The organism is Photobacterium sagamiensis (assembly GCF_050337085.1).
GTDB lineage: Bacteria > Pseudomonadota > Gammaproteobacteria > Enterobacterales > Vibrionaceae > Photobacterium > Photobacterium sagamiensis.
The window spans coordinates 1-24,513 of record NZ_JAKJSP010000013.1 but is presented as its reverse complement, the minus strand read 5'-3'; the positions used below and the strand labels follow the sequence as shown (position 1 = coordinate 24,513).

Annotated in this window: 22 protein-coding genes; 9 read left to right on the top strand and 13 right to left on the bottom strand. The window is 44.9% G+C overall.

The window, feature by feature from the left end:
* Positions 1 to 20 precede the first annotated feature (20 nt).
* The 8 genes from L4D76_RS03740 to L4D76_RS03705 form a co-directional block, all read right to left on the bottom strand.
* Complete coding sequence (locus tag L4D76_RS03740; protein ID WP_428439598.1) at positions 21 to 1,301, bottom strand: hypothetical protein; 1,281 nt, start codon at positions 1,299 to 1,301, stop codon at positions 21 to 23.
* Positions 1,298 to 2,017 (bottom strand): ABC transporter ATP-binding protein, encoded by a 720-nt coding sequence (locus tag L4D76_RS03735; RefSeq protein WP_428439597.1) that lies wholly within the window; start codon positions 2,015 to 2,017, stop codon positions 1,298 to 1,300. The genes L4D76_RS03740 and L4D76_RS03735 overlap by 4 nt, the downstream gene beginning before the upstream one ends.
* Before the next feature lie 13 nt (positions 2,018 to 2,030).
* Complete coding sequence (locus L4D76_RS03730) at positions 2,031 to 3,266, bottom strand: ABC transporter permease (RefSeq protein ID WP_428439596.1); 1,236 nt, start codon at positions 3,264 to 3,266, stop codon at positions 2,031 to 2,033.
* Positions 3,263 to 4,492 (bottom strand): ABC transporter permease, encoded by a 1,230-nt coding sequence (locus L4D76_RS03725; protein ID WP_428439595.1) that lies wholly within the window; start codon positions 4,490 to 4,492, stop codon positions 3,263 to 3,265. The genes L4D76_RS03730 and L4D76_RS03725 overlap by 4 nt, the downstream gene beginning before the upstream one ends.
* Complete coding sequence (locus tag L4D76_RS03720) at positions 4,489 to 5,268, bottom strand: outer membrane lipoprotein-sorting protein (protein ID WP_428439594.1); 780 nt, start codon at positions 5,266 to 5,268, stop codon at positions 4,489 to 4,491. The genes L4D76_RS03725 and L4D76_RS03720 overlap by 4 nt, the downstream gene beginning before the upstream one ends.
* Before the next feature lie 140 nt (positions 5,269 to 5,408).
* Positions 5,409 to 6,458, bottom strand: a complete 1,050-nt coding sequence (locus L4D76_RS03715) for an HlyD family secretion protein (protein WP_428439593.1) — start codon at positions 6,456 to 6,458, stop codon at positions 5,409 to 5,411.
* The gene (locus tag L4D76_RS03710) at positions 6,458 to 7,795 is read right to left on the bottom strand and encodes a glycosyltransferase family 2 protein (RefSeq protein ID WP_428439592.1); all 1,338 of its coding nucleotides are present in this window, start codon (positions 7,793 to 7,795) and stop codon (positions 6,458 to 6,460) included. The genes L4D76_RS03715 and L4D76_RS03710 overlap by 1 nt, the downstream gene beginning before the upstream one ends.
* Positions 7,788 to 9,131: a TackOD1 domain-containing metal-binding protein gene (locus L4D76_RS03705; RefSeq protein WP_428439591.1), complete on the bottom strand. Its 1,344-nt coding sequence runs from the start codon at positions 9,129 to 9,131 to the stop codon at positions 7,788 to 7,790. The genes L4D76_RS03710 and L4D76_RS03705 overlap by 8 nt, the downstream gene beginning before the upstream one ends.
* Before the next feature lie 160 nt (positions 9,132 to 9,291).
* On the opposite strand from L4D76_RS03705, the gene L4D76_RS03700 reads away from it, so the two are divergent.
* The 3 genes from L4D76_RS03700 (at position 9,292) to L4D76_RS03690 (ending at position 13,063) form a co-directional block, all read left to right on the top strand.
* A complete protein-coding gene (locus L4D76_RS03700) occupies positions 9,292 to 10,047 on the top strand; it encodes a VIT1/CCC1 transporter family protein (protein ID WP_428439590.1) in 756 nt (251 codons plus the stop codon).
* A gap of 206 nt (positions 10,048 to 10,253) precedes the next feature.
* The gene (locus L4D76_RS03695) at positions 10,254 to 11,783 is read left to right on the top strand and encodes a phytoene desaturase family protein (protein ID WP_428439589.1); all 1,530 of its coding nucleotides are present in this window, start codon (positions 10,254 to 10,256) and stop codon (positions 11,781 to 11,783) included.
* Positions 11,784 to 11,833: 50 nt separating this feature from the next.
* Positions 11,834 to 13,063: an FAD-dependent oxidoreductase gene (locus L4D76_RS03690; protein WP_428439588.1), complete on the top strand. Its 1,230-nt coding sequence runs from the start codon at positions 11,834 to 11,836 to the stop codon at positions 13,061 to 13,063.
* A gap of 136 nt (positions 13,064 to 13,199) precedes the next feature.
* Here L4D76_RS03690 and L4D76_RS03685 read toward each other — a convergent pair whose 3' ends face one another.
* Positions 13,200 to 14,012: an AraC family transcriptional regulator gene (locus L4D76_RS03685; RefSeq protein ID WP_428439587.1), complete on the bottom strand. Its 813-nt coding sequence runs from the start codon at positions 14,010 to 14,012 to the stop codon at positions 13,200 to 13,202.
* Between the two features lie 83 nt (positions 14,013 to 14,095).
* Here L4D76_RS03685 and L4D76_RS03680 point away from each other — a divergent pair, with 83 nt between their 5' ends.
* On the top strand, positions 14,096 to 15,283 hold the full coding sequence (locus L4D76_RS03680; protein WP_428439586.1) for an MFS transporter: 1,188 nt from the start codon (positions 14,096 to 14,098) through the stop codon (positions 15,281 to 15,283).
* Positions 15,284 to 15,354: 71 nt separating this feature from the next.
* Here the strand turns inward: L4D76_RS03680 and L4D76_RS03675 are convergent, their stop codons facing one another.
* Positions 15,355 to 16,713 carry a DEAD/DEAH box helicase gene (locus L4D76_RS03675; protein ID WP_428439585.1) on the bottom strand — a complete coding sequence of 453 codons (1,359 nt, stop codon included), beginning with the start codon at positions 16,711 to 16,713 and terminating at the stop codon, positions 15,355 to 15,357.
* Between the two features lie 209 nt (positions 16,714 to 16,922).
* The gene (locus L4D76_RS03670) at positions 16,923 to 17,231 is read right to left on the bottom strand and encodes a DUF2986 domain-containing protein (RefSeq protein ID WP_428439584.1); all 309 of its coding nucleotides are present in this window, start codon (positions 17,229 to 17,231) and stop codon (positions 16,923 to 16,925) included.
* A gap of 355 nt (positions 17,232 to 17,586) precedes the next feature.
* On the opposite strand from L4D76_RS03670, the gene L4D76_RS03665 reads away from it, so the two are divergent.
* The 5 genes from L4D76_RS03665 (at position 17,587) to L4D76_RS03645 (ending at position 23,237) form a co-directional block, all read left to right on the top strand.
* Positions 17,587 to 19,494 carry a bifunctional metallophosphatase/5'-nucleotidase gene (locus tag L4D76_RS03665; protein ID WP_428439583.1) on the top strand — a complete coding sequence of 636 codons (1,908 nt, stop codon included), beginning with the start codon at positions 17,587 to 17,589 and terminating at the stop codon, positions 19,492 to 19,494.
* 301 nt (positions 19,495 to 19,795) lie between these two features.
* Positions 19,796 to 21,025: a sodium/glutamate symporter gene (gene gltS, locus L4D76_RS03660; RefSeq protein WP_428439582.1), complete on the top strand. Its 1,230-nt coding sequence runs from the start codon at positions 19,796 to 19,798 to the stop codon at positions 21,023 to 21,025.
* A gap of 357 nt (positions 21,026 to 21,382) precedes the next feature.
* The gene (gene trmY, locus L4D76_RS03655; protein ID WP_428439581.1) at positions 21,383 to 21,979 is read left to right on the top strand and encodes a tRNA (pseudouridine(54)-N(1))-methyltransferase TrmY; all 597 of its coding nucleotides are present in this window, start codon (positions 21,383 to 21,385) and stop codon (positions 21,977 to 21,979) included.
* 347 nt (positions 21,980 to 22,326) lie between these two features.
* Positions 22,327 to 22,656, top strand: coding sequence for an EF-hand domain-containing protein (locus L4D76_RS03650; protein WP_428439580.1), 330 nt, complete (start codon positions 22,327 to 22,329; stop codon positions 22,654 to 22,656).
* A gap of 275 nt (positions 22,657 to 22,931) precedes the next feature.
* On the top strand, positions 22,932 to 23,237 hold the full coding sequence (locus L4D76_RS03645; protein ID WP_428439579.1) for a panthothenate synthetase: 306 nt from the start codon (positions 22,932 to 22,934) through the stop codon (positions 23,235 to 23,237).
* A gap of 278 nt (positions 23,238 to 23,515) precedes the next feature.
* Here L4D76_RS03645 and L4D76_RS03640 read toward each other — a convergent pair whose 3' ends face one another.
* Positions 23,516 to 23,683: a hypothetical protein gene (locus L4D76_RS03640; RefSeq protein ID WP_428439578.1), complete on the bottom strand. Its 168-nt coding sequence runs from the start codon at positions 23,681 to 23,683 to the stop codon at positions 23,516 to 23,518.
* Positions 23,684 to 24,273: 590 nt separating this feature from the next.
* Positions 24,274 to 24,513, bottom strand: a 240-nt coding sequence (locus L4D76_RS03635; RefSeq protein WP_428439577.1) for a DDE-type integrase/transposase/recombinase, incomplete at its 5' end; no start/stop codon positions are given.

Sequence of the window (24,513 nt, the reverse complement as noted above, 5' to 3'; positions counted from 1 at the left end):
ATACCCATCGTAGTAAGCCACTAAAAATACCAGGCTATCTGGGCTTGTAAACTCAGATCGGTCGCCAGGTTACAGGTCTGACTATCGCCTGCAAGTTCGCAGCTAACCTCAACACCGCCAAACTCGGTGCCTTTAGCCCCCACTGGCAGATTAAAAGCAAGCAACAGCTGCAAATCCTGCTCGATATCATGTTGGCTAATAACTTGAAATAACGCTGATGTGTCAGAGACATTAACAAAGGCGCTGGGGAGCAGCAACCAGAGCGGTGACATCTCAATGGTCAGCGAAGACGCCAGGTAATGCCTTCCTAACGTATACAGCTCGCCGCGTTCAAGCCGGCTTAATAATGCAGGGTTATTTGCCAGCGCGGCGGCTGAGTAATTGCCTCCGGTCTGACCAAAGCCGTTATAGTAATATTCCGCAATAGCGCTCATGTTCTTATCTGCCCACATCCAGGAATAAGACCAGTTGCTGACAAAGCTCCAGACATTTTTATCTGTCGTTCTGGTCAGTGTTACATCGCTGCGCCAGACAGCGCTACCTATGTTAGAAACAAAACCCAGCCCGGCCACATCATCTTCAAAGTGCTCAGCCAGCAGGAAATCCCATTCAGACTCTTCACCAAAGCTATGATACTTAACAGCTAAAGAATCAACATTCGATGAGACGTTGCCCTGCTCATCCCTTCTGCCAACCCAGACAAATTGCACATCATCACCACTCTCTGTCAGGTATTGGCCATACAATAGATCGTCCCCTGATTTATATTCTTTATCTACTGACGCGGGGGAAAACGGATTGAAAAAGTCCATCGGGGCATAGATAAGTCCGTTGCCCCAACTGATGGCTTGTCGGCCTGCTTTGAGTACCAGGTTATCAAAATGGTAACTTACGTTGAGCCGATCGAGTCGCTGAACGAGTGCATGGCGATCTTGTGTTGTGATGACATGGGTGAGGTCGAATAAACGATGGTCATCATTGATTTCTCTGGCTGGTAACAGTGGATTAGTGGGTAAACGTTGGGCAAGCTCATAGCTATCACCTGCCAGAGTGATGAACTGATAATCCACATTCAGTTTCCAGGCTCCCATACTGCTGTCTAAGCCAAGACGAGTATCACTATTAATATCCAGTGTATCGTTATAACCCAATTGATTTATCAAACTGTCACTAGGGTAAGTCTGATAATTAAGCTGACCTTTGAGGTGACCGTGCCAGGAAAAATCCAGCTCCTCGGCAGAGGCAACTGAACATAGTAGCGCCATGGAAGTGACAATGTAACCCACCCCGCCAGGTTTCATGATTGCGCGGCCATCGGTTCGTCGGGTGCCATACTGGTCGGATAGTCGGCAATGATCTTGCCGTCTTCCATTTTTATCTGCCTGCGAGCATAGTTCATTATACGAGGATCATGCGTGGCTAACACCAGGGTAATTTGATGTTTATGGTTTAGCGTTTCTAACAACCCCATTAAATTTTCCGCTGTATGGGAATCCAGATTTGCCGTCGGCTCATCGGCCAGAATTAACGCCGGATTACTGACAATTGCACGAGCGACCGCCACTCGCTGTTGCTGTCCTCCAGAAAGTTCAGAGGGCCGACGGTTCTCCATCCCTTCAAGCCCGACTTCTTTGAGCATAGCTATAGCCTTTTGTTGCCGCTCGTTCGCTGCTATGCCCTGCACTTGCATAACAAACTCTACATTCTCTCGGGCTGATAACACCGGGATCAAATTATAAGACTGAAAGACAAAACCAATCCGATGTAATCGCATATCCGCTAAGGCGTCTTTATTAAGGCTGGTCATATTTTCATTGCCGATGGAGATCTCCCCCTGATCGGGCGAAAGCAAGCCACCCAAGGTATTGAGTAACGTTGTTTTGCCAGAGCCCGACGGGCCGGAGAGGCAGACAAACTCGCCTTTATCTATGGTCAGGCTAACGTTATCCAGACCTTTTATTTGAGCATCACCCTGAATAAAGGTTTTACTGACATTGCTACAGGTAATTTCACTCATTCGTTTTTCCTGATTAATGCTTATTCAAAGCGACAATAGGATCATAGCGAGACGCCCGCCAGGCAGGATATAAGCAGGTTAATAATCCCAGAATAATCACCACAACATTAGCCAGCACCAAATCAGATAACTCCAATGCCGGATACAGTACCGTGCCAGCTCCAAACATGGCCATCCCTTCCGCCACCGCTGACACATCAATGCCGTCTTTAATCAAAAATATGCTCGCCAACGCGGTCAAATTACCTACCGCTAAGCCCAGCAACAACAATAGCAAGGACTCCAGTAAGATAATCAGCAATACACTTGAACCCCGCATCCCCAAGGCTCGCATCAGTCCAATTTCCCGCACGCGCTCAAATACCGCCATGATCAGGGTGTTGATTAAGCCAAACGAAAGCGCCAGAAAAATAACGATAATCCACACCAGAATGAAACCATCCATCACATCCACCATGGTCGCCAGGTAATTGTCTCGTTCTTTCCATGTTTGAACTTGCAAATTTGCGGGCGCTGATGCGCTAATAGCCTCTTTAAGGCGAGTATTGTCCCGATAATCTGTTCCTGTGATGGCAATTTCAGAGATCTTCTGTTCAATAGCCAACATTTTCTGTATTAACCGCCTGTCAGCATAAACATAGAGTTCTTCATAACCGGGAATATCGGATCGGTATACACCAGAAATAACAAAGCCTCTGTCGACAATGTTGTTATCCGGATCCTGAGTCATGATGACAATGCGTTTACCCAGTCTGGTTTCCAATTTTTCAACCAGCTTGGCCCCGACAACAACACCTCGACTATTCTCTTCATGGAGAAACTCACCTGCGACCATGTCCTGAATATCAAAGCTTATCTGCAATTCAGATTTAGCATCAACACCTAACAAGGTGATACCACGAGTATCTCGTTCGCTGGAAATGACGGCAGGAACCTTTACCCGCATCGCCCAGCCTGTCACTTCGGGGGCTTGCAGTGCCTTAAGAAAGCGGGCATCGGGCTCGGCAAAACTATTAACGACACTGGGATCATCCAGATAATCAGGATGGTGAACCTGCACGTGCCCGGGCAGATTGCGGATACCATCTCGAACCATGCCATCAACCATCCCCCTGGACAGTGCGGTCATAAAAATCATGGCCCACACACCCAAACAGATGGCAAATAACATGATCAGAGTCCGACGGTAGTTACGCCAGAGATTTCGCCAGGCCAGAGTAAACGCAACATGTGCAGAGAACATCATCATACCGATCTCATCGCCTCAATCGGATCCATGCGACGGATCCTGAATGCCGGATAAATCGCGGCCAGTATTGATCCCACCATCACCAGAACCGGACCGGCTAGAACCGAAATGAAGCTTAAGCTGGGATACATGCGATCAGGCAAATTGAATTTTGCCGACATCTCCTCCATGCCCGGATAGGAAAGCCCCGTATATTGAAAATAGAATGTCAGTGCCATGCCAAGGGCTACACCAATGATCAGCCCCAATACCGCCATCAGAGATGTTTCAATAAGAATAAGACGAGTCAGCTTGCCAGGGCGCAACCCTAACGCCATTACCGTACCGAATTCCCTGGTGCGCTCAAGTACCGACATTAATTGCGTGTTCATCACAGAAAAAGCGACCAGCAGAATTAACACGCCATACATAAAGACAGCTCCGGAGATATCGGCCAGTATTGCCTGGCGGATCCCCGGTTGTATTTCATCCCATTCTCGTACTAGCAATTGTGCCTTATCGGTCAGCAAGCTTTGGATTTGTTGTTTCCAGTGACTAAGTGCCAGCGCATCAGGCGTGTTAATAACAATATAGTTAGCACGCTCCGCACTGCTGTACAAAGACTGAAAATAGCCCAGAGGCACTTGCACCACGCTGCGATCTAATTCCGCCATTGAGGTATGGAAGATACCGGCAACGGTTACGATCCCTGCCGCAAATGAACCATCGCGCCCAGAGCCAAGTATCGTAATCTCATCCCCGATCCCGACCTTGAGGTTACGTGCTAACGTACTGCCCAAAATCAACTCTTCACTGTCGTTGCCCGAAAGATAACGGCCCTGTTTGATCAAACCCGCAAGATTAGAAGTATAAATATCGTACTCAGGCTCGACACCGATCACCTGAACGCCGAAAGAACGCTCGTCACTGGAAACTAAAGAGAAAGTAGCCGCTCGACTGGCAATGGCATCAGTACCTAACTGAGTTCGCAATTGTTTGGTTAACTGCTGCGGGTTTTCAATATCGTATCTTAACTTTGGGGTGTCGAGGTATTGGCTATGCTGGATCTGTAAATGGCCACTGAACAGGCTTAATGAGTTATCTATCATCATTTGATAGGTCCCGACTTGCAGCGACAGCATAAACACCAGCAGAATATTGGAAAACACCATCGCCGAAACCGTTATCCAGGTCCGTCTTTTGTGTCGCCATAGATTCCGCCAGGCAAGGCGTAGCTCAATACTCATCTTGGATTACGCAGGTTAGAGAGGGTAAAGACATGAGCATTTAACGCGATATCAAACTCTGCACTTTTTGTCGCCATTTCGGTCCATTCATCTGGCTTTTCATGATTATTCATGCGTAATCGCGTTGCCAGCATTCTGCCGCCAAGCTTAGCCACCTCCAGCGCTTTCATGGTCTTAACCAGTTTTCCGTCCTGATCCCAAAACTGCTCCTCAAGCAGTACAAAATCGTCACGCACATAGAGGATTTCTTTGCCCCAGACGACAGCGGCATCTTCATTGGGAATGGCGATGATCACATAGACGGTATGACCATCCTGCTTAAACACTTGCTTTAACTGATGTTCATATTGCTCAAGGATCTCGGTTGATTTACTGATGTCCTTATTAGAGAAGTCACTGCCCATCCAGCTTTGGTTCATCATCGATGAGGGGATTTTGATCACCCGGTTAACCTTGGGCGAGAAGGTCCACATATTATTGTCTTTGAGTAGCGTCGCATTACCAGCGTCTTTTTTGGGCTCAATGACACGAACCAGAGAGTGTTTATCGCCCTGAGTCCAGGCCTGCATTGTCATAACGCGTTGCCAACCGGGCCGATGGATAGTCATGCTCATTTGCGAGTACGAACTGATCCCCCGCCAGTGGTTCATCGCCTGACGAATGATCTCTTTCGCTGTTATGTTTGCAGGACTTTTACCAGCATCAATAACCTCATTGGCAAAGGTATGCAGAGGAAATAAGGTAAACACAATAAATAGTAAGCTCATCCTGAACATAACTTTCACCTTAATACGTGGGCTATCACTCAGACTAAAAAAGTAATACTCATGTTATCTATAGAAAAGATTAACGGGATTTATAGTCTTGAGTTTCATTAATGTGAACTGAGTTTAATAGTAGGTTAAATGGACGACACTTAATTAAAAACAACGGTTACCGGAAGGCCTTCTACTTTCAATTTTTCCGGTAACTCTTCCTCCAGTGTTAATTTCACTTTCAACATACTTTTTTGCCCTTCAAAAGGCCCCGCTAATTGAGGTGGGATCTTATCTGCAAGTTCAACTTCCCTGCCGACAATGGCATCAAACGTTTCTCCGCTGGAGAATTTGATGACAGCATGCTCCCCTTGCTGCACTTCTTCGATATATTGAGGCATAACATAAGCGTTGATATGGGGGGTATCTGAATTAGAAAGTAGAGATAAAGGTGTACCTTCAAATACCCAGTCTCCGGGCTTGACCAGAATATCTACAATTCTTCCCGCAGAAAAAGCAACGGGTTGTAGCTGAGTAATGCGACTTTCCATTTCTGCAAGTTCACGCTTCAGCGCATTACGGGCCATTTCCTGCGGCCCCGTCAACGCACTCTCTTCCAGTTTCCTCAATTCGTCGATTTTACGTTCCTTCGCCTGCTGATAGTTTATCTGCGCCTGGGTTCTTGTTAGCAACACCGTCGCATAATCAGCACTTGAAACCATGTTTTTCTTTTTATACTTACGATATTCATCAAAAATACCTTCTTGTAAGCGCTCTCCTTCCCCGGCAATACGAATTCCTTCATTTAATGCCGTCATCTTTTCCGTGTTATATTTTTTCTTGTCTAATTTCAGTTGTGATAACTGATACCGACGCTCGGCAACGGCAGCCCGAAGCGATGGCGAGTGAACCGTCATTAACGGAGTCCCCTCTTCAATACTCTCTCCAATACTGACATAAAGCTTGTCGACCTGGCCCTCGCCAGTGGCGACAATTAACTGCGGATCTGTCGTAACAATACCCGGCGCCGTCGTGATGAACCAGTCACGGCCTAAAAACCAGAGCAAGAACAGAACCGGGCTAAAAGTAAGTATCAAAATCAAATACCAGCGTGCGCGAAAAGCAGCACGTTTAGCCGGTGCATACAACACCCTTATCCCTTCATCTTTTGTTGCATCCTGCTTTTTAGGGGAGTTGAAAGTGATTTTCATTAAAATCGCTTACCTCGTTTAAGTACCCACCATGGTGCCATCCCGCTCTCTTCATGTGCTCGCCTGAAGATTTCATTCAACAATGCAACAGCAGCCCACATTCGTATAATCAGCGTGTAAATCGGGAACAGCGCAAGCCAGAAAAACAGTTTAACGTCTTGCCCCGGTCGCTCAGATACGGCCAGAATAAATACCAAGAAATTGACCACTGATAAGAGTAAATAAATCAGATAAAGACCGAAGAAAAGTGCCGATACAACTTCATAGGGATAACTGAAAATAAGCCACCATGTATAGATCGTTACCAGTAATGGCAATACGACATTTTGTCCGACACCAAATAACATGGTGTAAATAAATGTTTTCCAGCCCAGTATTCTGGGGGTTAGCGAAAAAATATGCTTACGAAGATATAGAAACAATAAATCGCCGTCCCAGCGTAATCTCTGGTTTGCCAGAGAAATAACCGTATCAGGGGCATCGGTATGACCAATCGCATGAGGAGCGAAGCCGATCCTCAGTTCAGGGTGTCGTTTTAAATAGTGTTTAATACGAATGGTCAGGTCCAGATCTTCTGCTGTATGGGTGTCCCAACCGCCGATATTGCGTAGAAAATCACTACGAAAAGCACCGAATGCCCCGGAAATGTTATTAATAAGGTTCCACTCACTGAGCCCGGTTTTTCCGCCATGCATTGAGATCATATACTCAATACCCTGCATTCGAGTTAATATCCCATTTTTCAGATTTCGTACTCTGAGCGCCCCTCCGACAGCGGGTACATGCGGATCATCAAAACACGCAACAATCTCATCCACCATATTGTTATCAAATGAGGTGTCCCCATCGACATTAATAATGATGTCGCCTGTCGCTACCGCGAGACCGGAATTCAATGTCGATACCCGGCCACCGCGTTGCCATTTTGGTAGCAGTACCAACCTCCGATTAGCATAACCATTGAAACCCTCCACACAAGCCAGCGCAGCCTGGTAAGTATTGGCGTTTTGCTTTGCCCCGTCGATAACCGCAATGATCTCTATCTGCCCTGAATACAACTGCTCCTTTAACGTTTCGATGGTTGAATAAATAGCTTCCCCCTCGGCATAACAGGTAATAATACATGAAACGTTCGGCAGCCGGCGTCGCTCAACTTTGGGTCGAACCTGATTCTGGCGTGAAAACCATTTCAAAATTCCCGCCAGAGTCAACATCATCAAAGGGACTTCAAAAACCAGTAACATTGGCAGCAACATAGCCAGAACTGAAGGAGCTTGTCGCACACTCCGTTCAACGTCCATCAGAATGTAGATTACTGTTTGCCACCAGTCATACATGCAACACTGCCTCAGACAACCATTCTTTTAGCCATTCTCCGGTATCATCCTCAGCCTGAAGCGGCAATGATTTCACGTACACGTCTAATTGCAGGCTATCGAGCCCTTCTATGGTCGTTAGTTCAAGAATACGTTGTTTCAATACCGTCCAGACGCCAGTCGTTGTATTGGGCAGTAACAATAGCAATAAATCATCTGCATACTGGCATACAACATCCGTATCTCTGAAGATGTTCTGCAGCCGTTTTATCAACTCCCGGATCCGCTCCTGGACTTGTAACAAGCCTAGCTCTACTTTTATTTCAGGTAAATTACCTAGCAAGATGGCCATTACCGTGTGCTCTCCACCATGACGGCTCAGTAAGGCACTGTTCCATTGTAACAACCAGGGGAAGTTATCCGGTGAAACCGGATTTCCCCAGGTCAGAGGCAGGTGAAGTAAATGTGAACCTTCCAGGGCGATCTGCCGAGCCAAATTGCCAGTTCGATATATATGGATAGGCGTCGCAGCAAGCTCATCCGGAGTTTGCAGACTGCCACAATCATGACAACGCACTTTTACATCAGCCTCAATAAAACGAGTATGGCATGCATGGCAACTGAAACGCTCCAGAGGACGATCGTAGTCGACACCAATATGCCGCAAGGTGGTTGAGCATTTTGGGCATTTCATGATGCCCTGAGGCACAAAGGCCTCCTGATCATCAACATAACCACAGACGAAGCAATGTACCCCGGGTTTAAGCACAATATCGATATCACTGCATTCCGGGCAGACATCGACATAATTCAGCCGTTCGCTATGGCAATGACGACAAAGGCGGATGCGATCGAGGAGTGAATCAATTTCAAGCAATTGATGCTCAACAGATCGAGCCAGTACGCTACCGGCATCTGCGCCGGCTAAGCAATCCAGTAACGGGTAACGATAACCTTTCTGATAAACGGCAGACCAGACAGGAATTAACTTGAAATGTGTACGGGGCCAGCTGAACCAGGCCAGCATATCTAGCGGTTCTGAATGGGTCTGAACGGTGAGTAAAGCGAGCCTTTCCAGCATGGTCGGTAAACGGCGAAAGATGTCATCCTGCATGCCATCAGCCAGCACATCTGATAACTTACTTTTGCTGACACAAAACACAGGCTGAAGATAGCGGCTCAAATCACTACGAATGGATAACAACACCTCATCTTGATGATCAGGTTCTACATTTACTAATAATGATGGCCTTACAGTGGCATCCCATTGTTCAAGGGATTCAATGCAATTATCAAAGCCAGGGACAGGGATACCCAGCACCACAACTTTTTCGCATGATTCAAGATTATCACCCATCGCACTTCTCATCTGACGCTTGTGCTATTAATTCTAGCTAAAGTGGCGATTTACCATGAAAAAGAAATAAGACTCGAAACTGTGGCAGCTATACCTGAATAACCAGACTATTGTCCCGATTGGTATAAGCTATTAATAACTCATTGTTGGGAATTTCAGAATGAAGAAGACCACTAATGAAGATCTTGTACGAGAACATCACCCGGACGCTATAGAACAACGCCTGAAACAGGCTCCAAAATCGCAGAATATCTCTGATGCGGTGCTTGGCGGAATTGACGGGTGCGTCACCACCTTTGCCGTTGTATCGGGGGCCGTTGGCGCGGGGTTTTCTTCATCGGTGGCTTTAGTGCTGGGGTTTGCCAATCTCTTTGCGGACGGATTCAGCATGGCTATAAGCAATTATGAATCCATCAAGGCACAACAGGAATTTACCGAAGATATACGAAGATCAGAAGAAAGTCATATCGATGAAATCCCCGAGGGAGAGCGAGAGGAAATTCGCCAAATTTTTAAAAAGAAAGGCTTTAACGGCAAAATTCTTGAAGAGATTGTGGAGACAATTAGCCAGGATCGACATCTGTGGGTAGAAACCATGCTCACGGAAGAGCACGGAATACAGAAAACCACGCCAAATCCTTGGAAGTCGGCCATAACAACCTTTGCGGCATTCCTAATTGTAGGGGCGATGCCATTAATACCATTTCTTATCCCGGCATTGGACATGCAACAACAATTTATTCTCAGCGCCTGTTTTGCCGCAATCATGTTTTTTTCTATCGGCATGCTAAAAAGTCTCGTCTTTGCTAAGCCCGTACTTATTTCCGGATTACGTACGCTACTGACAGGCGGGACAGCGGCAAGTATTGCTTTCCTTACGGGTTATCTGCTGCGGGAGATCTTTGGCATTGGGTGATACGGCCAGCGAACACAATCCCCTGTATGGTCTTGTGTTGTGCGAGATATGTCCAAAAAAAATTTCGCTCACACTGATTTGCCGCCTGATCCATTGCGCACTACACTAGATATACAATCAGTCTAAACATAAAAAAATCAAATAAAAAGGGCAGAATAAAAGCTCTAACCTTTGACATTGCCCTCTCTACCAGAATGGAGTCGATAATGGATGCGGACTACTTGATTGTCGGTAGTGGTTTATCAGCATTGGTGTTCGGAGCACTGAGCGCTAAAGCTGGCAGCAAGGTGCTTGTTCTTGAGGCACATGAATACCCCGGAGGTTTCGGCCATACCTTTCCCATGGGCAAACGTTACAAATTCAATGCCCAGCTTCACTATGTCTGGAACTGTGGTGAGGGGCAAACGGTTAACCGCGTTCTCAAGAAACTCGAACTTGAAAAACAGGTCACCTTTGAATCTTTTGATGCGAACGGCTTCGATCATATGCGTATGCCGGGTTATGCCCTGGATATTCCCTACGACGCAGATCTGCTGGTCAGTCGGCTAGCCGCGCTTTTTCCTAGCCATGCTAACAATTGTGCTGCGTTTATCGATGAGGTATGGCGTACCGCACATGGCTTGGAGGCGCTATCCTCCAGTGAAGCACATACACAAATTATCAGAAATATTGGCAAAACAGTTTCTGCGCTTAAAAATATGCAATGTACATTGCAGGAGGTTTTTGATCGACATCAATTACCGCAAGAGGCACAAACATTGCTGGCCCTGCAATGGCCTGATTTTTTACTTCCACCCAATCAGCTTTCTTTTTATGCCTGGGTTTTGCTATTTACCGGCTATCAAAAGGGCGCTTATTATCCCACCAGACACTACGAGCATGTGATTAACTCACTGGTAAAAACCATTGAGAACAACGGCGGTGAGATTATCTATAACCAGCAAGTGGATAACTTCATTCTCAATAAAAAGAGCGTAGTGGCGGTTGAAGCAAAAGACCTGCTTTCGGGTGAGACAAAACGCTATCAGGGCAAACGCACCATTTGCAATATGGACCCGAAAAAAGCAGCGGCAATAATCGGTATGGAAAAATTTTCTTCTTTGCTTCGTAAACGGCTGGATTATCCCTACTCCCCCTCAAATTTTATGGCTTACTGCGTGGTAAAGGATATTGATTTGCAAGACTACGGTTTTGGCAAGTGGAATATCTTCCATGCTGGCAGTCGAGATCTGAATGCCGCCTTTGATGCAATGTATAAACAGCACGACTATTCCGCCCTCAGCTTTGCGATTTCAACGCCCGGATTTTTAACATCAGACAGTTCGGACCGACCGCAAGGGCAACAGATAATTGAGTTTCTGACCGTTGCTGACTACAGCTATTTCAAACAATTGAAAGCAACTGATAAGCGCGCTTATAGAAGAAAGAAAAATGAAATTTTAGATGCGATGATTCTTACCGTCGAAGAAAATTATGTACCTGACTTTAGAAAACACCTGGCCTTTAAAGTAACCGGTAGCCCGACAACCAATGAGCGTTTTTGTTGGTGCCCCCAGGGAAACTCCTATGGTTCCTCCATGACGCCCGGTAATTTCAACCTAGGCAGGTTGAACCATAACAGTTCGCTAAAGAATTTCTATTTTTGTAATGCCTCATCCGGTTATGCCGGTTTTGCCGGTACTTTTTGGACTGGGGCGAAACTTTATCAAAGACTGTCGGGTGATCGGATACTTTAGAAAGAGCATAGAACGAGTTAAAAAGGGGCTTATAGGGAGAATATATTACGATGAAGATAGCGATCGTTGGAGGCGGTGCGAGTGGCATGGTTGCGGCGTATTATCTGAGCAAATATGGCTATTCGGTAACTGTCTATGAAAAACAGGCCATACTGGGGGGGAATATCCGCACCCTAAACAGAAATGTTAACGTGGAAAATCTTGATCCTTCCGTTGTACTGGAGGGCGGTGTGGTAGAGTTTTCCAGTAAATTCACTCATTTTCTTGCGTTAATGGAAGAGCTTGACATAGAACTCGAGCCTCTGAAAGTAGGCTCGGCCCTGTTCCATCGTGATGCTAAACGTTATCTTTCTACCACAGTGATTGCCGGAAATACCCACGGCTTAGCCTCCTTACTGGAGTTGCTTAAAGTTGCTTCTGTTTATCTGTCGGCTACGTGGTTATGGTTGAGGGTCTATTTCAAGCCGTCCTCACAGCTTCATGACAAACCCTTTTCAGACTATGTGAAGGAAAAGCGGGTTAAAAATACCTGGCTAAAACTTCTTACCATGTATTGTTACTCTATTCCCTACAAACAAATAAAGAAAGTGCCGGCAGAGCTGGCTATTTACATCTTACGTAGCTACATGTGGGCCGACTGGAAACGAATCAAAGGTGGTGTTTATCGTTACATCGAAAAGATTGAAAGCGTATTAAAGGGCGAAGTTGTACTCAACGCAAACATAAGCGGTATAACCCGCGATAATGAGGGTGTAACAGTCTCTTTGACGGATAACAAAGAGGAACACTTTGATAAACTTGTTTTTGCGGTTCCTCCTGATCAGGTTCTAAAACTGTTGTCAGATCCCACGGAGGAGGAATTGCGTTATTTTGGCCCGTGGCGGGAAAATATTGCCAAGACCGTTGTGCATAGCGACCCTCTGGTCTACAAACGTTATGGCATAAGAAAGCCTTCGGAATTTGATTTTTTCCAGACCGAAGAGGGTTGGGGTTATAACGCCTGCTTAAACCGAATCTGTGGATTGTCCTCCGGGCAACAATACCACCTGGCGTACAATATCGACGGTTTGATCGCGGAAGAAAATATCGTCCAAACCTTTGAGCACCATACGCCCCTGTATACTGTCGATGCACTTCATTACCGTAATGATGTTATTGCAAACAATGGCAAAAACCACACCTACCATGCCGGTGCTTATCTCTATGATGGTTTACATGAAGGTGCAGTGATTTCGGGAAAGCGCGTGGCTGAACTGATTAAACGCAGCGCTAGCATTTAATATACTATTTACTCTGCTCTGGAAGCTCTGGCCATCAAAGCCAACCCTGAGCGACCTGATGGTATGAACACAGCTGTGAACATACCAAGTCTTATTACTTTGTTTATAGCTTTGACATTAGCTAGAGTGATACTTTTCACTGAACGAAATAATCCCTGGGTGAGCAGTTGAAAAACTTCTGGAAAGCGTGAGTAAAAGCAGAGGGGGAAGTATAGCCCACATCCAATGCCACCTGAGTCACTGGCATGCCTTGATCGAGCAAAGTCAGTGAATGCAGCAACCTTAACTTTTGACGCCATTCTCTAAAGCCCATGCCTGTATCAGATACAAAGATCCTGGTTAAAGTCCGGCTAGACACCCCCAGTTTGGCCGCCCACTCTTGCATATCCAGATCGTTTTCCGGGTTATGTTGCAACGTTTTCACCAACACACTTAACCTGGAGTCTTTCGGCATCAGCAAAGAAAGTGAGGTCTGAGGTCGAGCACTGAGCTGATCTAAAAGTACAGCCAACAAATTAAAGTCTTCTTGCTGCCATTGAACATCGATATCACAACGTTCAACCACTGCCAATATCAGCTCACGGATCAAATTCGTGATACTAAATACCTGGCAGGAATAACCTAGACATTCAGCTTGATCCGGTCGAAAGTACAAACTTCTAAATTTTGCCCCTGCCGGTGCAAACGCCCTGTGTACACATTCTGGTGGTAACCAAACGGCTCTTTGTGGCGGCACCACCATAGTCTGACCATTAGCTTCTACGTGTAAGACTCCTTCAGATGCATACATAAGCTGATACCAGATGTGGCTATGAAATTCTCCTTGGTGCCCGGATAACATATCCACTTGCCGAGCCAATACACGTTTGTCGCCCGCTTCAGCTATCTGCGAATTAGAGCTTCTCTGCGAGAGGCCAGCTTTTACTTCAGGTTGTCTTCTTTGCGACATAATTTGGCCTTTTATCGAAAGCACGCCACAAACATACTTGATAGTCTAAAGATCATCAAATCTATAGCTGTTTAGGACACCCCATGAATACGGCAGTGCAGAATAAATCCTGGCAAACGCCACAAACATTTCTGATCCTTATCTCTATCGTCGTACCTATCGCCTTTGCCAGCTGGCAGGCTTTGCTCAATAACTTTGTAGTTGATAAAGCGGCTTTTACCGGTGCAGAAATAGGACTATTACAAAGCGTGCGGGAAATCCCTGGCTTTCTGGCGTTTACTGCAGTATTTGTGCTGTTGTTTATCAGGGAGCAGAAGTTCATTGCGCTCTCGTTAGCTATGTTAGCCATAGGCGTTGCAATCACAGGGTTTTTCCCCTCAGTTGCAGGGCTGCTTTGCACAACCTTGCTTATGTCAGTTGGCTTTCATTACTTCGAAACCCTGAAACAGTCCCTGTCATTGCAGTGGCTATCAAAAGAACAAGCGCCCGAAGTTCTGGGCAACCTGATTTCAATCGGTGCCTTAGCCTCACTCATCACCTATGCCAGCCTTTGGGTTCTATTAGAACAGTTGGCATTGGACTTTAAGTGGGTTTACCTGATAGCCGGATCCGTATCCTTCGGCTTAGTTATCTTCATCTGGTTAGGCTTTCCATCATTTGAAGCTAAAACCGTACAACATAAGAAGCTTATTTTACGTAAAAGGTATTGGCTCTATTACGCTCTCACTTTTATGAGTGGTGCCAGAAGACAAATATTTACCGTGTTTGCTGGCTTTCTAATGGTTGAGAAGTTTGGTTATTCTGCCGCTGATATTACGCTTTTGTTTTTGATTAACTATCTGTTTAACTGGTTATTTGCAAAGAAAATCGGACGAATCATAGGCAAAGTTGGCGAGCGAAAAGCACTTATATTTGAATATGTTGGATTAATACTGGTTTTTGTAGGATATGCCGTTGTAGATTCCGCGCAATGGGCTGCCGGGTTATACGTTATCGACCATCTGTTTTTTGCTCTGGCACTAGCCATCAAGACCTATTTTCAGAAAATTGCTGATCCGGCAGATATTGCCTCTACCGCTGGTGTCGCATTTACCATTAATCATATTGCCGCGGTTGTGATACCCGTAACTTTTGGTTTGCTCTGGCTGGCCTCACCCGCAAGTGTATTTTTTGCAGGCGCTGTGATGGCTGGCATATCTCTGATATTGGCCTGCAATATCCCCTGTCAGCCTGAACTAGGTAACGAAGTGAGAAAATTAAGGTGGGCATAAACCGCTAAGCTAATATCAAACCAGATCAAAAAAGCCGACTCAAGGTCGGCTTTTTAAAATAATTCAGGTTATTACCCGTTGGTCTGAGGACGAGAGCGTCTCTGCGCAGGCTTCGCACCATCACCAGATTGACCCGCAGGCTTATTCTGACCGCCCGTATGACGCCTGTTTTTGCCCTGAGGCTTGTGGCCTTTTGCATTTTCGCCAGAGCGCTGACCATCGCGATGATCAACTTTTGGTTTCTTCGGTTTATTCGGCTTAATCGAACGCGTATCTAAACGTGACTCAGGTAACTTGTTCACTGGCTGAAAGCCATCAACAAGTTCACGAGGCAGTACTTGTTTGATCAAACGTTCAATTGCAGCCAGATCTTTGAATTCATCAGCACAGACAAGAGAAACGGCCTGACCTTCACAACCCGCACGACCTGTACGACCAATACGGTGAACATAATCTTCAGCTACATGCGGTAATTCGAAGTTAACCACTTGTGGTAGTTGATCGATATCCAGACCGCGCGCCGCAATATCAGTCGCAACCAATACTTGAATCTCGCCACTCTTGAAGTTAGCCAGTGCTTTAGTACGTGCACCCTGGCTCTTATTACCATGGATTGCAGCAGATTTAATACCGCGACCTTCAAGGTGAGTCGCCAGACGGTTAGCACCGTGCTTGGTTTTGGTAAATACCAGTACCTGACCCCAGTTATTCTCTTTTAATAACTTGGTTAATAGGTTTGGTTTTTTGTTCTTATCTACCGGGCAAATCCACTGTTTTACTGTTGGTGCCGTTGCATTACGCGGGCTAACAGAAATTTCAACCGGGTTATTAACCAGGCCTTTCGCCAGCTGACGAATTTCATCAGAGAATGTCGCAGAGAAAAGCAGGTTCTGACGCTGCTTAGGCAGTACCGCTAAGATTTTACGGATATCACGGATAAAGCCCATGTCTAACATGCGGTCAGCTTCATCCAAAACCAGTACTTCTAACTGGCTAAATTTCACTGCATTCTGGTTATACAGATCAAGTAAGCGACCTGGTGTTGCCACCAGTACATCAGCACCTTTACGCAATCTCGTCATTTGAGGGTTAATTTTAACGCCACCAAATACAACTGCAGAGCTTAAAGGCAGATTCTTCCCGTATAAAGCAACACTTTCAGCGACCTGAGCTGCCAGTTCACGCGTTGGAGTAAGAATTAGCGCACGCACCTGATTCGGTTTAACACGTTGACCGTTTGATAAACGCTCTAAAACAGGAAGTGTGAAACCTGCTGTCTTACCAGTGCCGGTTTGGGCCGCTGCCATTACATCCTTACCTTCGATCACAGCAGGAATCGCCTGAGCCTGGATAGGCGAAGGTGTGTCGTAGCCTTGTTTAGCTACAGCTTCAAGGATTGGGGCAGATAGGCCCAGAGAGGCAAAGCTCATAAGATCATCTCTTGTCATTATTTTTCACAGTTTAGACCGCCTCGACGGCGGGAGGGCGTGTAGCCTACAGGATATCGCTGCTAAGTACCATCAATACTCAGTTTCATCCCTTATTAAAGCTACTGAAAACCCATAAAAAAAGACGTTATCTAACGCCTTTTCATGGTGTTTACTATTAATATGCGCTCTTAATTCAGAGGACATGATTATCACTCTTTAGCGTCAGACTCTTCGGCAACCACATCCGCAGTCGCTTGCTCTTCTGTAGCAGCAACACCATGCTCTGGCGCTTGTTGTGCTGCTTCTAATTCCATTTTTGCTCGTTCAGCTTTAGAAATGTAACGCGGTTTATTACTGCTATGTAATTTCGCATTGGATTTTTTTAATCTTTTGTTAAGGATCTCGTTTACTTTTTTCTTTCTATTCATCGTATTCTGTCGGTCACATTCTAAAGGTTCATAAAAGAACGGGATTTTTGATGTGCTGATTGTAAAGCCTCTCATACCAATAACAAGCACGATTTAGTACCGCAACGATTTCATTATGTCAGGAAGCACAATAAAAAGAGTATTAAAGAAGGAAAATGCCGATGATATTAATCTGTGATCTTCCCTTCATATCAGATGAAGAAACCTTATACCAATCGGTACAAAAATGAGTAGATTCAGCATCCACCTCCACCACAACACATTGATAAGGCAAATAATCAAATCTAATTACCCTTGCTCGAACTATATCAATCTTGCGGTACCTCTCACAATTCACTAAATAGATCAGCCTTATTACATATAACCGTGATCATGGCTGGATAAGTGTCTGTTTATAATGCCTAATATGCCCGAATAATTAACCTATTAGAAAAGAGAGTCTCCGATGAAAAAACGAATTTTAGCCTCCGCTATTTTTCTTGCGATGGCCGGCCCAACAATAGCCGCTGATGGCGATATTGTTGATGTCACTGTTCTCGGAACCTCTGACATTCACGGTCACTTCATGCCTTGGGACTACGCCAGTGACAAACTCAATATGCGCGGCAGCCTGAGCCAGATTGCCACTAAAGTGAAAAATATCCGTACCGAGCAATCTAACGTCATATTGGTTGATGCAGGTGACACCATTCAGGGTAACTTTGTTGAAACCTTCAAAGATGAACCTGTCGACCCGATGATGCAGGGCTTTAACGAAATGGCCTATGACGTTTGGGTGCTGGGTAACCATGAATTCGACTTCGGGTTAAAAGTGCTTAACCGTTCACTCTCACAGTTTAACGGCCAGTCTCTGGCGGGAAATATCACGCGCGCCGATGGCAATCCATTTCTGCCCTCTCACACTATTATTGAAAGAAATGGCGTGAAAATTGGTGTGATTGGTATGGATACCCCGATGACCCAAGTCTTTGCTGAAGGCACAAACCGCCTAGAAGGCATGACTTTCACTAACCCGTCACTGGAAGTGAAGAAAGTCATCAAGCAAATTGACAGCAAAGTGGATGCCATCGTGCTCGTCGCACACATGGGATTAGATAATGAAAACAACATTGAAGCAACTGGTGTTCGTGACATTGCCGAAGCCAACCCAGAGCTGGATGCCATTGTCGCAGGTCACATGCATACCCGCATCGATAAGGCTGTTGTGAATGGCGTGATCATTACAGAACCCGACAAATATGCCCGTGCCCTTTCCCGAATCGATCTGCAGTTTGAAGAGAAAGCAGGCAAATTCACCCTCGTGAACAAAGATAGCTACACCTACAAGATCAAGGGCGTGACCTCTGATGAAAAAATGGAAGAGCTGTATGCGCCTTACCATAAACGCTTGCGTGAAAATGCCAATCGTGTTGTTGCTGAGCTGAAAGGTGTCGATCTGGTACCAGAAAATGAAATCAAAGGCATTCCGCAGGTACACATTCAAGACACTGGGATCAGTGCTTTGTTCCAGGAAGCCAGCATGTACTACGCGCCAATGGCGAATGTGATTGCCCTGCAAATCGACAACAACAAAGCGGAGCTGGATGTTGGTCAAATCAAGGCTAAAGATATTGCCTACAACTACCAATATGCTGGCGGTGAAATCACTGTATATGAACTGACGGGTAAAGAGCTGAAGACCTACATGGAATGGTCGGCGGGTTACTTCAACAGCGTGAAAGACGGCGACGTGACTTACAGCTTCAACCCGGAGCGTCGCTCGTCAAAATACTCAACGAACGACTTCTTTGCCGGCGTTACCTACACCATTGATTTAACCGAGCCTGCAGGCAAACGTATTAAAGAGCTAAAATTTGCCGATGGGAAGATGATCACCGACAGCACACCGATTAAAATTGGTATGAACAGCTACCGCATGGGTCACCTGACTAAAAATGGCGGTGTACTGGAAGGTCGTAAATTCCCGGTGCTCTTTGATACCGAAGAAAAATTCGGCGAAGAAGCCGGCACCATTCGTAATCTGACTATCCGCTACCTGTCAGAAGTAAAGGGCGGTGTTTACCAGGGTAAACCAATGAATCGCTGGCATTTGAGTGGCCTGGAAGGCTATGAAAAACAGCGTGAAATCATAAAAGGCCTGATTAACACCGGGGAAATCTCTGTTCCCGTCAGTATAGACGGCCGCTACACCAACATTGCGTCTATCAACGTGAAAGACAAAGTGTTCAGCGATAAAGCCGTATTCAATGCTTATGTGGCCAAGCTAGAAGCTCAGTTAATGGCAGCGACTAACGATGACGATAAGCGCCTAATCGAGCAAGATATTATTATCACTAAGGCACTGAATAAGTAAATATAATCATTCAAAGCCTCCGCATGTCGGAGGCTTTCTTCATCACTTTTACGCCTATCCATCAGTAACACACTGACACATAATCAAAAATCACGTAACGCCTCTTTACAAAACCATAATGCCCACAGCTATTTTTCCGGTCATAAAGCGTAATCTGCCCCTTAACATGCAGAAATTACTTGATATCTGAGATTTTTGAGCCAAGTTTAGTGGGGACAACAACCAATTTTGACCGTAGATTACCTGATCGATAACACAGAATTGTAACATCTCTTAATAACAGGATGTTTAGGGAGCACGAATGGGATTAGTTCTAAGTGAGGGTGTGTTGCACTTCAATGCTTTTTTTGCCGTCACCATTGGTATTCTGGTGTTGTTCATTGGCCGCCGCCTCAATAACCTCTTTGCCCCCTTACGAGAATTCAGTATTCCCGAGCCAGTAACCGGTGGAATTTTATTTTCCCTGATCATTGCACTGGTCTACTCCACCACCTCAGTCGAAATAGAATTTGACCTCGCCGCCCGCGATTTGTTGCTGGTGTATTTCTTTACCACCATTGGTATTAACGCCAGTTTGAGCGATCTCGTAAAAGGCGGAAGGCCGCTGATCATATTACTGGTTATAACCATCGCCTACATGATACTGCAGAACCTGACTGGCATTAGCGTCGCTAGACTGTTTGGCCTCGACACTCCAGTTGGATTACTGGGCGGCAGCGTCTCACTGATAGGCGGTCACGGTACAGCCATAGCCTGGGCACCGCGCATCGCAGAAGATTTCGGACTACCCAACGCCATGGAAATCGGTATTGCCAGTGCGACCTTTGGGCTGATCCTCGCCAGTTTGATGGGCGGTCCGATTGCCAAGTTCCTGGTCACTCGACATCAATTGAAACCAAAGGAGCATGAACAATTAGACGTCGGTGTGTCTGATGATCAACAAGAGAACAAAATAAACGGATTTGATTTTCTCGATGCCATTTTTTCTATTCATACCTGTATTATTTTTGGTTTTCTCTTAAATGAAGCGATATCTCAATTTGGTTTGCAGCTTCCCCTATTTGTCACCTGCTTGTTTGCCGGAATAGTCATCACCAACCTTGTTCCTGACTCATTCCCTCGCCTGACGGGTACCAAGTGGCCCTCACGCAAACCTGCCGTTGCACTAATTGCAGAGATTTCCCTCGGCACGTTTCTCGCCATGTCTCTAATGAGTATGCAACTATGGACACTGGTCGATCTGGCTGGCCCTATCTTTGCCATTCTGGCCGCACAGTTCATTGTTGCCATATCGGTAAACATCTTTATAGTCTTCCCGATGATGGGAAAAAACTATGATGCTGCGGTGGTTTGTGCTGGTTTTGGCGGTATCTCACTAGGCTCTACCCCAACAGCCATGGCAAACATGTCTGCAGTTTCTCAGCGCTACGGTAATTCCCACCAGGCCTTTATCATCGTGCCGCTGGTTTGCGCCTTCTTTATCGACTTAGTAAATGCCCTGATGATCCCGTATTTTCTGGCAAACTTCTAATATGACAGAGTAAAAGTGCGCCAAAAATTTATCGTAGGCTAATTTTGGCGCTGCTCCCTTTCTTCTTTAAATTAGTGTAAAGGAGAAACCACTCAGCAAGTAATTCCCAGCCCCCCCTAGTGACCATCAATTATATTGATAAATATAAAGGCCTAATGACGAAGAAATGGGATAGCTTCTGATCCGCTATAAGGAATTTTCAAGGATACCTTTTGCTTTTATTTGGTGAAATTGGGATATCACAGTTACATAACCCGCTAAAGCTGTGATAATGGCCCGCCGAGATACGTGGTGACTAAAACCACAAGCATAAGCACTTATACAAGTGCAAGACTCTAACATGTAGGACATTCATCTATGCGCGCCTTTGTATTACGAGCCAGATCCGCTCCTACTGACAGTCAGCAATTATTGGCGTCAGTTGGTCAAGAGGCCCACACCGAAATTTTGGCTCACACCCTGATGAACACTATCTTTGTGGCGCAATCACACCGCGATGATGTCATTGTTCACTTGGTACTGGAAAGCACTCAGGACTTTTCCCGCACCATTAGCTTTAGCTCTAATGAGATCAGTAATATCGGCGGTTTTCACGAGCAAGCACTGTTGAATAAGGTCGCCAGGGCATTAGACATCTCTAAGGGGATGAGCAAAGAGCAAGAGCGTAACATAGAGCCCGGTATCACCGTACGTACCATCAGCTTTGAAAAACTCGTACAAGAGCTGGCAGAAGACTATCAGCTATATATGATGGACAAAAAAGGCACCTCTATTCGCGAACAGGAATTCGAAGGCAATCCCTGCTTTTTACTTACAGATCATATCCCTATGCCAAAAAAGAGCTTTAACAGTTTGAAGCGACTGGGAGCAAAAAAGATCAGCTTGGGGCCAAAGATGCTGTTTGCCTCACAGTGTGTGGTACTGATCCACAATGAATTGGATCTCTGTCAATAAGCCAGGGCCCTTTCACATAAATTATGAATAGTTGAAACACCTAAACATGTCATCCCGGAATTGAGGAACGAAATATCCGGGATCCAGTTCTTACTGTGTGCGCTTTAGATTCCGTATAAGTTCGTGCCTCACTTTACGGAATGACGAAGTGTGGTGATTGAACTCATCAAAACTTCTGTGATGAAGTACTAGGGCCTGTTTAAATCACTGTCCTAGCGTAATAATACCTACCAAACATGGGGGGATTATGAGCTCCCCCTATCGCTTTTACATAACATTACATAGCCTGACACCAGTATACCTATAAAGTAGTACTCTATAGATGAGCAAGAACGAAGGAGGCTACCATGATGAACACAAAAATCACCATTATTGCTTTTATTGGTCTTAGCCTGATATCTGGTGCAAGTTTGGCAGCGAAGAACAGCGGTATGCAATTGAACAGCAATATGCCTCAGTTCAGCCAAATTGACCTCAACCAGGACCAAGCCATTAGCCCAACAGAGTTCGAACAATTCCGTCAACAAAGGATAAGCGAACGAAAAGCTGAAGGGCGTATGATGAAGAATCAAAATCAAACCAACAAGTTCGATGTAATTGACCAAAATAATGACGGTTTGGTTGATCCTGATGAATTCAATACCCATCAGGTCAATAATCGTATGGCTAAGTGGTAAACAAGCCTATTTTACATCACACCCGTAACGCGATCCGAACATATAAGCCCATTTCTGATGGGCTTTTTATGCACTCATGTAAATCCCATCGTCAAGTGAACGATATACAGCATTTTCAATGCATGAACTTCCTATTTTTACCACCCTATCAGTCATAGTCACTATAGTCGGTCAAATTTCGTCTAATATAATACCAATCGGCAGACGTTGATCAGCCTCGTGAATAATCGAGCATTGATGTTCGCATACATTAATTCATCAATGAGCTTAACTATATGAAAATGCTATTGAATGTAGACTTTCCTCATGAACCTTTCAACTCTTTAGTGCGTGATGGAAAAGCTGGAGAAATCCTTAACCAGATACTGGAAAACTTAAAGCCGGAATGTGCATACTTTACAGAACAAAATGGTACCCGTAGCGCTGTACTTATCATAAATATCAGTGAGTCATCCGAGATCCCGAACTACGCAGAACCCTTTTTCCTGATGTTTAATGCAGACTGCAAATTTCGAATTGCTATGACACCCGATGATCTGGGAGCCGCGGGCCTGGATGAACTTGGTAAAAAATGGAGATAGATCAGATATCTATTCGGAACGGTATTTAAAAGAGTATTAACAACGCAAACAATGCACTTGATCGCCTCGAGTGAGTCGATATCGAGGGAACAAGAAAATCAACATCGTTTAATAATCCCATCATTTTTATCACTAAACATTAATATCAAACATAAATGAACATTGTATCCAATAACATCATAGTCGTGTTTAGAAAATACAAATCCGTGTGTTTTATTTAGAGCCATAACTCGACGTATTTTTAACCACTGCAATGTATAAATAGATTATTTACTTTATTACTGATTACGTAATCCATTTATCACCCCGCCGATAAACATGCCAAACAATATATTACATTGAATGTAAGTACATGATACCAAAGCAATCACCGTCACGGCGGACACTGAAATAACATCAAAAATCAACGACTTAAGCACGACACATTTGTGATGAATTATTTCCATGGAATTGAACCTTCCATTTATTTAGAGTTAAATGTCTATTTAATCAGTATTAACAAATATATCCACACGTCAATAAAATGACATGCCAGGTTATTATTTTGACGATCAATTAAAAAGGTATTTATATTTCATTTTTTGTGAACAAGCTTTAAATATTCACTCGAAAATATCGAGATTTTATTTTATTGGCTGTCTATAATGCGGATAAGTTTTATATATAGATCAGATTGATTTTATACGTATGCATATGAAATCAATCACCACCGAAAGACTCATAATTATTAATTAAGAAAGATTGCGCTTAGTTATATACAACCAAGCGAATGTTTGACGTGTTTTACAGAGGAAGTGTCATGAGATTAATAAAGCGCCTGTTATGTTTAGTCACGATTAGTTTTGCACTAACTGCCTGTAATAGTGGAGGTGGAAGTTCGAGTGCAGTTGAAGCATCTCAAGATGTAAGTGGGATCAGCACACCTTCAACAGTTAGCGTAGTTAACTAAAACTAAATAAGAAAAGGATTTGATATGAATAAGGGGAGTGTTGCAAATAATCAGATAAGGCAGATCTAGCCAGTCATTGGCTTAAAGTTACGAGTAAATCACTTCAACATTGAATAAACGATTCATGAAGGCGGATCTCTCCCGCACAAGGGTTTCACGTTCATCATGACGTAACCAAAAATCAAACTGACCTTTGTTCAACATCCGTAATGATTCGAATCCCTGGATGGTTGACCAGGCCCGCTTTCGTATTTTGAAACCGCCGGTGGCTACAACAAGCTTCTTGATGGGGGCGTGATCGGACTCAATACCATTATTGAGATACTT

Bases quoted from the DNA above. Each gene is read 5' to 3' on its own strand.
- L4D76_RS03740 (WP_428439598.1), bottom strand. From the start codon at position 1,301: ATGAAACCTGGCGGGGTGGGTTACATTGTCACTTCCATGGCGCTACTA.
- L4D76_RS03735 (WP_428439597.1), bottom strand. From the start codon at position 2,017: ATGAGTGAAATTACCTGTAGCAATGTCAGTAAAACCTTTATTCAGGGT.
- L4D76_RS03730 (WP_428439596.1), bottom strand. From the start codon at position 3,266: ATGATGATGTTCTCTGCACATGTTGCGTTTACTCTGGCCTGGCGAAAT.
- L4D76_RS03725 (WP_428439595.1), bottom strand. From the start codon at position 4,492: ATGAGTATTGAGCTACGCCTTGCCTGGCGGAATCTATGGCGACACAAA.
- L4D76_RS03720 (WP_428439594.1), bottom strand. From the start codon at position 5,268: ATGTTCAGGATGAGCTTACTATTTATTGTGTTTACCTTATTTCCTCTG.
- L4D76_RS03715 (WP_428439593.1), bottom strand. From the start codon at position 6,458: ATGAAAATCACTTTCAACTCCCCTAAAAAGCAGGATGCAACAAAAGAT.
- L4D76_RS03710 (WP_428439592.1), bottom strand. From the start codon at position 7,795: ATGTATGACTGGTGGCAAACAGTAATCTACATTCTGATGGACGTTGAA.
- L4D76_RS03705 (WP_428439591.1), bottom strand. From the start codon at position 9,131: ATGGGTGATAATCTTGAATCATGCGAAAAAGTTGTGGTGCTGGGTATC.
- L4D76_RS03700 (WP_428439590.1), top strand. From the start codon at position 9,292: ATGAAGAAGACCACTAATGAAGATCTTGTACGAGAACATCACCCGGAC.
- L4D76_RS03695 (WP_428439589.1), top strand. From the start codon at position 10,254: ATGGATGCGGACTACTTGATTGTCGGTAGTGGTTTATCAGCATTGGTG.
- L4D76_RS03690 (WP_428439588.1), top strand. From the start codon at position 11,834: ATGAAGATAGCGATCGTTGGAGGCGGTGCGAGTGGCATGGTTGCGGCG.
- L4D76_RS03685 (WP_428439587.1), bottom strand. From the start codon at position 14,012: ATGTCGCAAAGAAGACAACCTGAAGTAAAAGCTGGCCTCTCGCAGAGA.
- L4D76_RS03680 (WP_428439586.1), top strand. From the start codon at position 14,096: ATGAATACGGCAGTGCAGAATAAATCCTGGCAAACGCCACAAACATTT.
- L4D76_RS03675 (WP_428439585.1), bottom strand. From the start codon at position 16,713: ATGAGCTTTGCCTCTCTGGGCCTATCTGCCCCAATCCTTGAAGCTGTA.
- L4D76_RS03665 (WP_428439583.1), top strand. From the start codon at position 17,587: ATGAAAAAACGAATTTTAGCCTCCGCTATTTTTCTTGCGATGGCCGGC.
- gltS (WP_428439582.1), top strand. From the start codon at position 19,796: ATGGGATTAGTTCTAAGTGAGGGTGTGTTGCACTTCAATGCTTTTTTT.
- trmY (WP_428439581.1), top strand. From the start codon at position 21,383: ATGCGCGCCTTTGTATTACGAGCCAGATCCGCTCCTACTGACAGTCAG.
- L4D76_RS03650 (WP_428439580.1), top strand. From the start codon at position 22,327: ATGATGAACACAAAAATCACCATTATTGCTTTTATTGGTCTTAGCCTG.
- L4D76_RS03645 (WP_428439579.1), top strand. From the start codon at position 22,932: ATGAAAATGCTATTGAATGTAGACTTTCCTCATGAACCTTTCAACTCT.
- L4D76_RS03640 (WP_428439578.1), bottom strand. From the start codon at position 23,683: ATGGAAATAATTCATCACAAATGTGTCGTGCTTAAGTCGTTGATTTTT.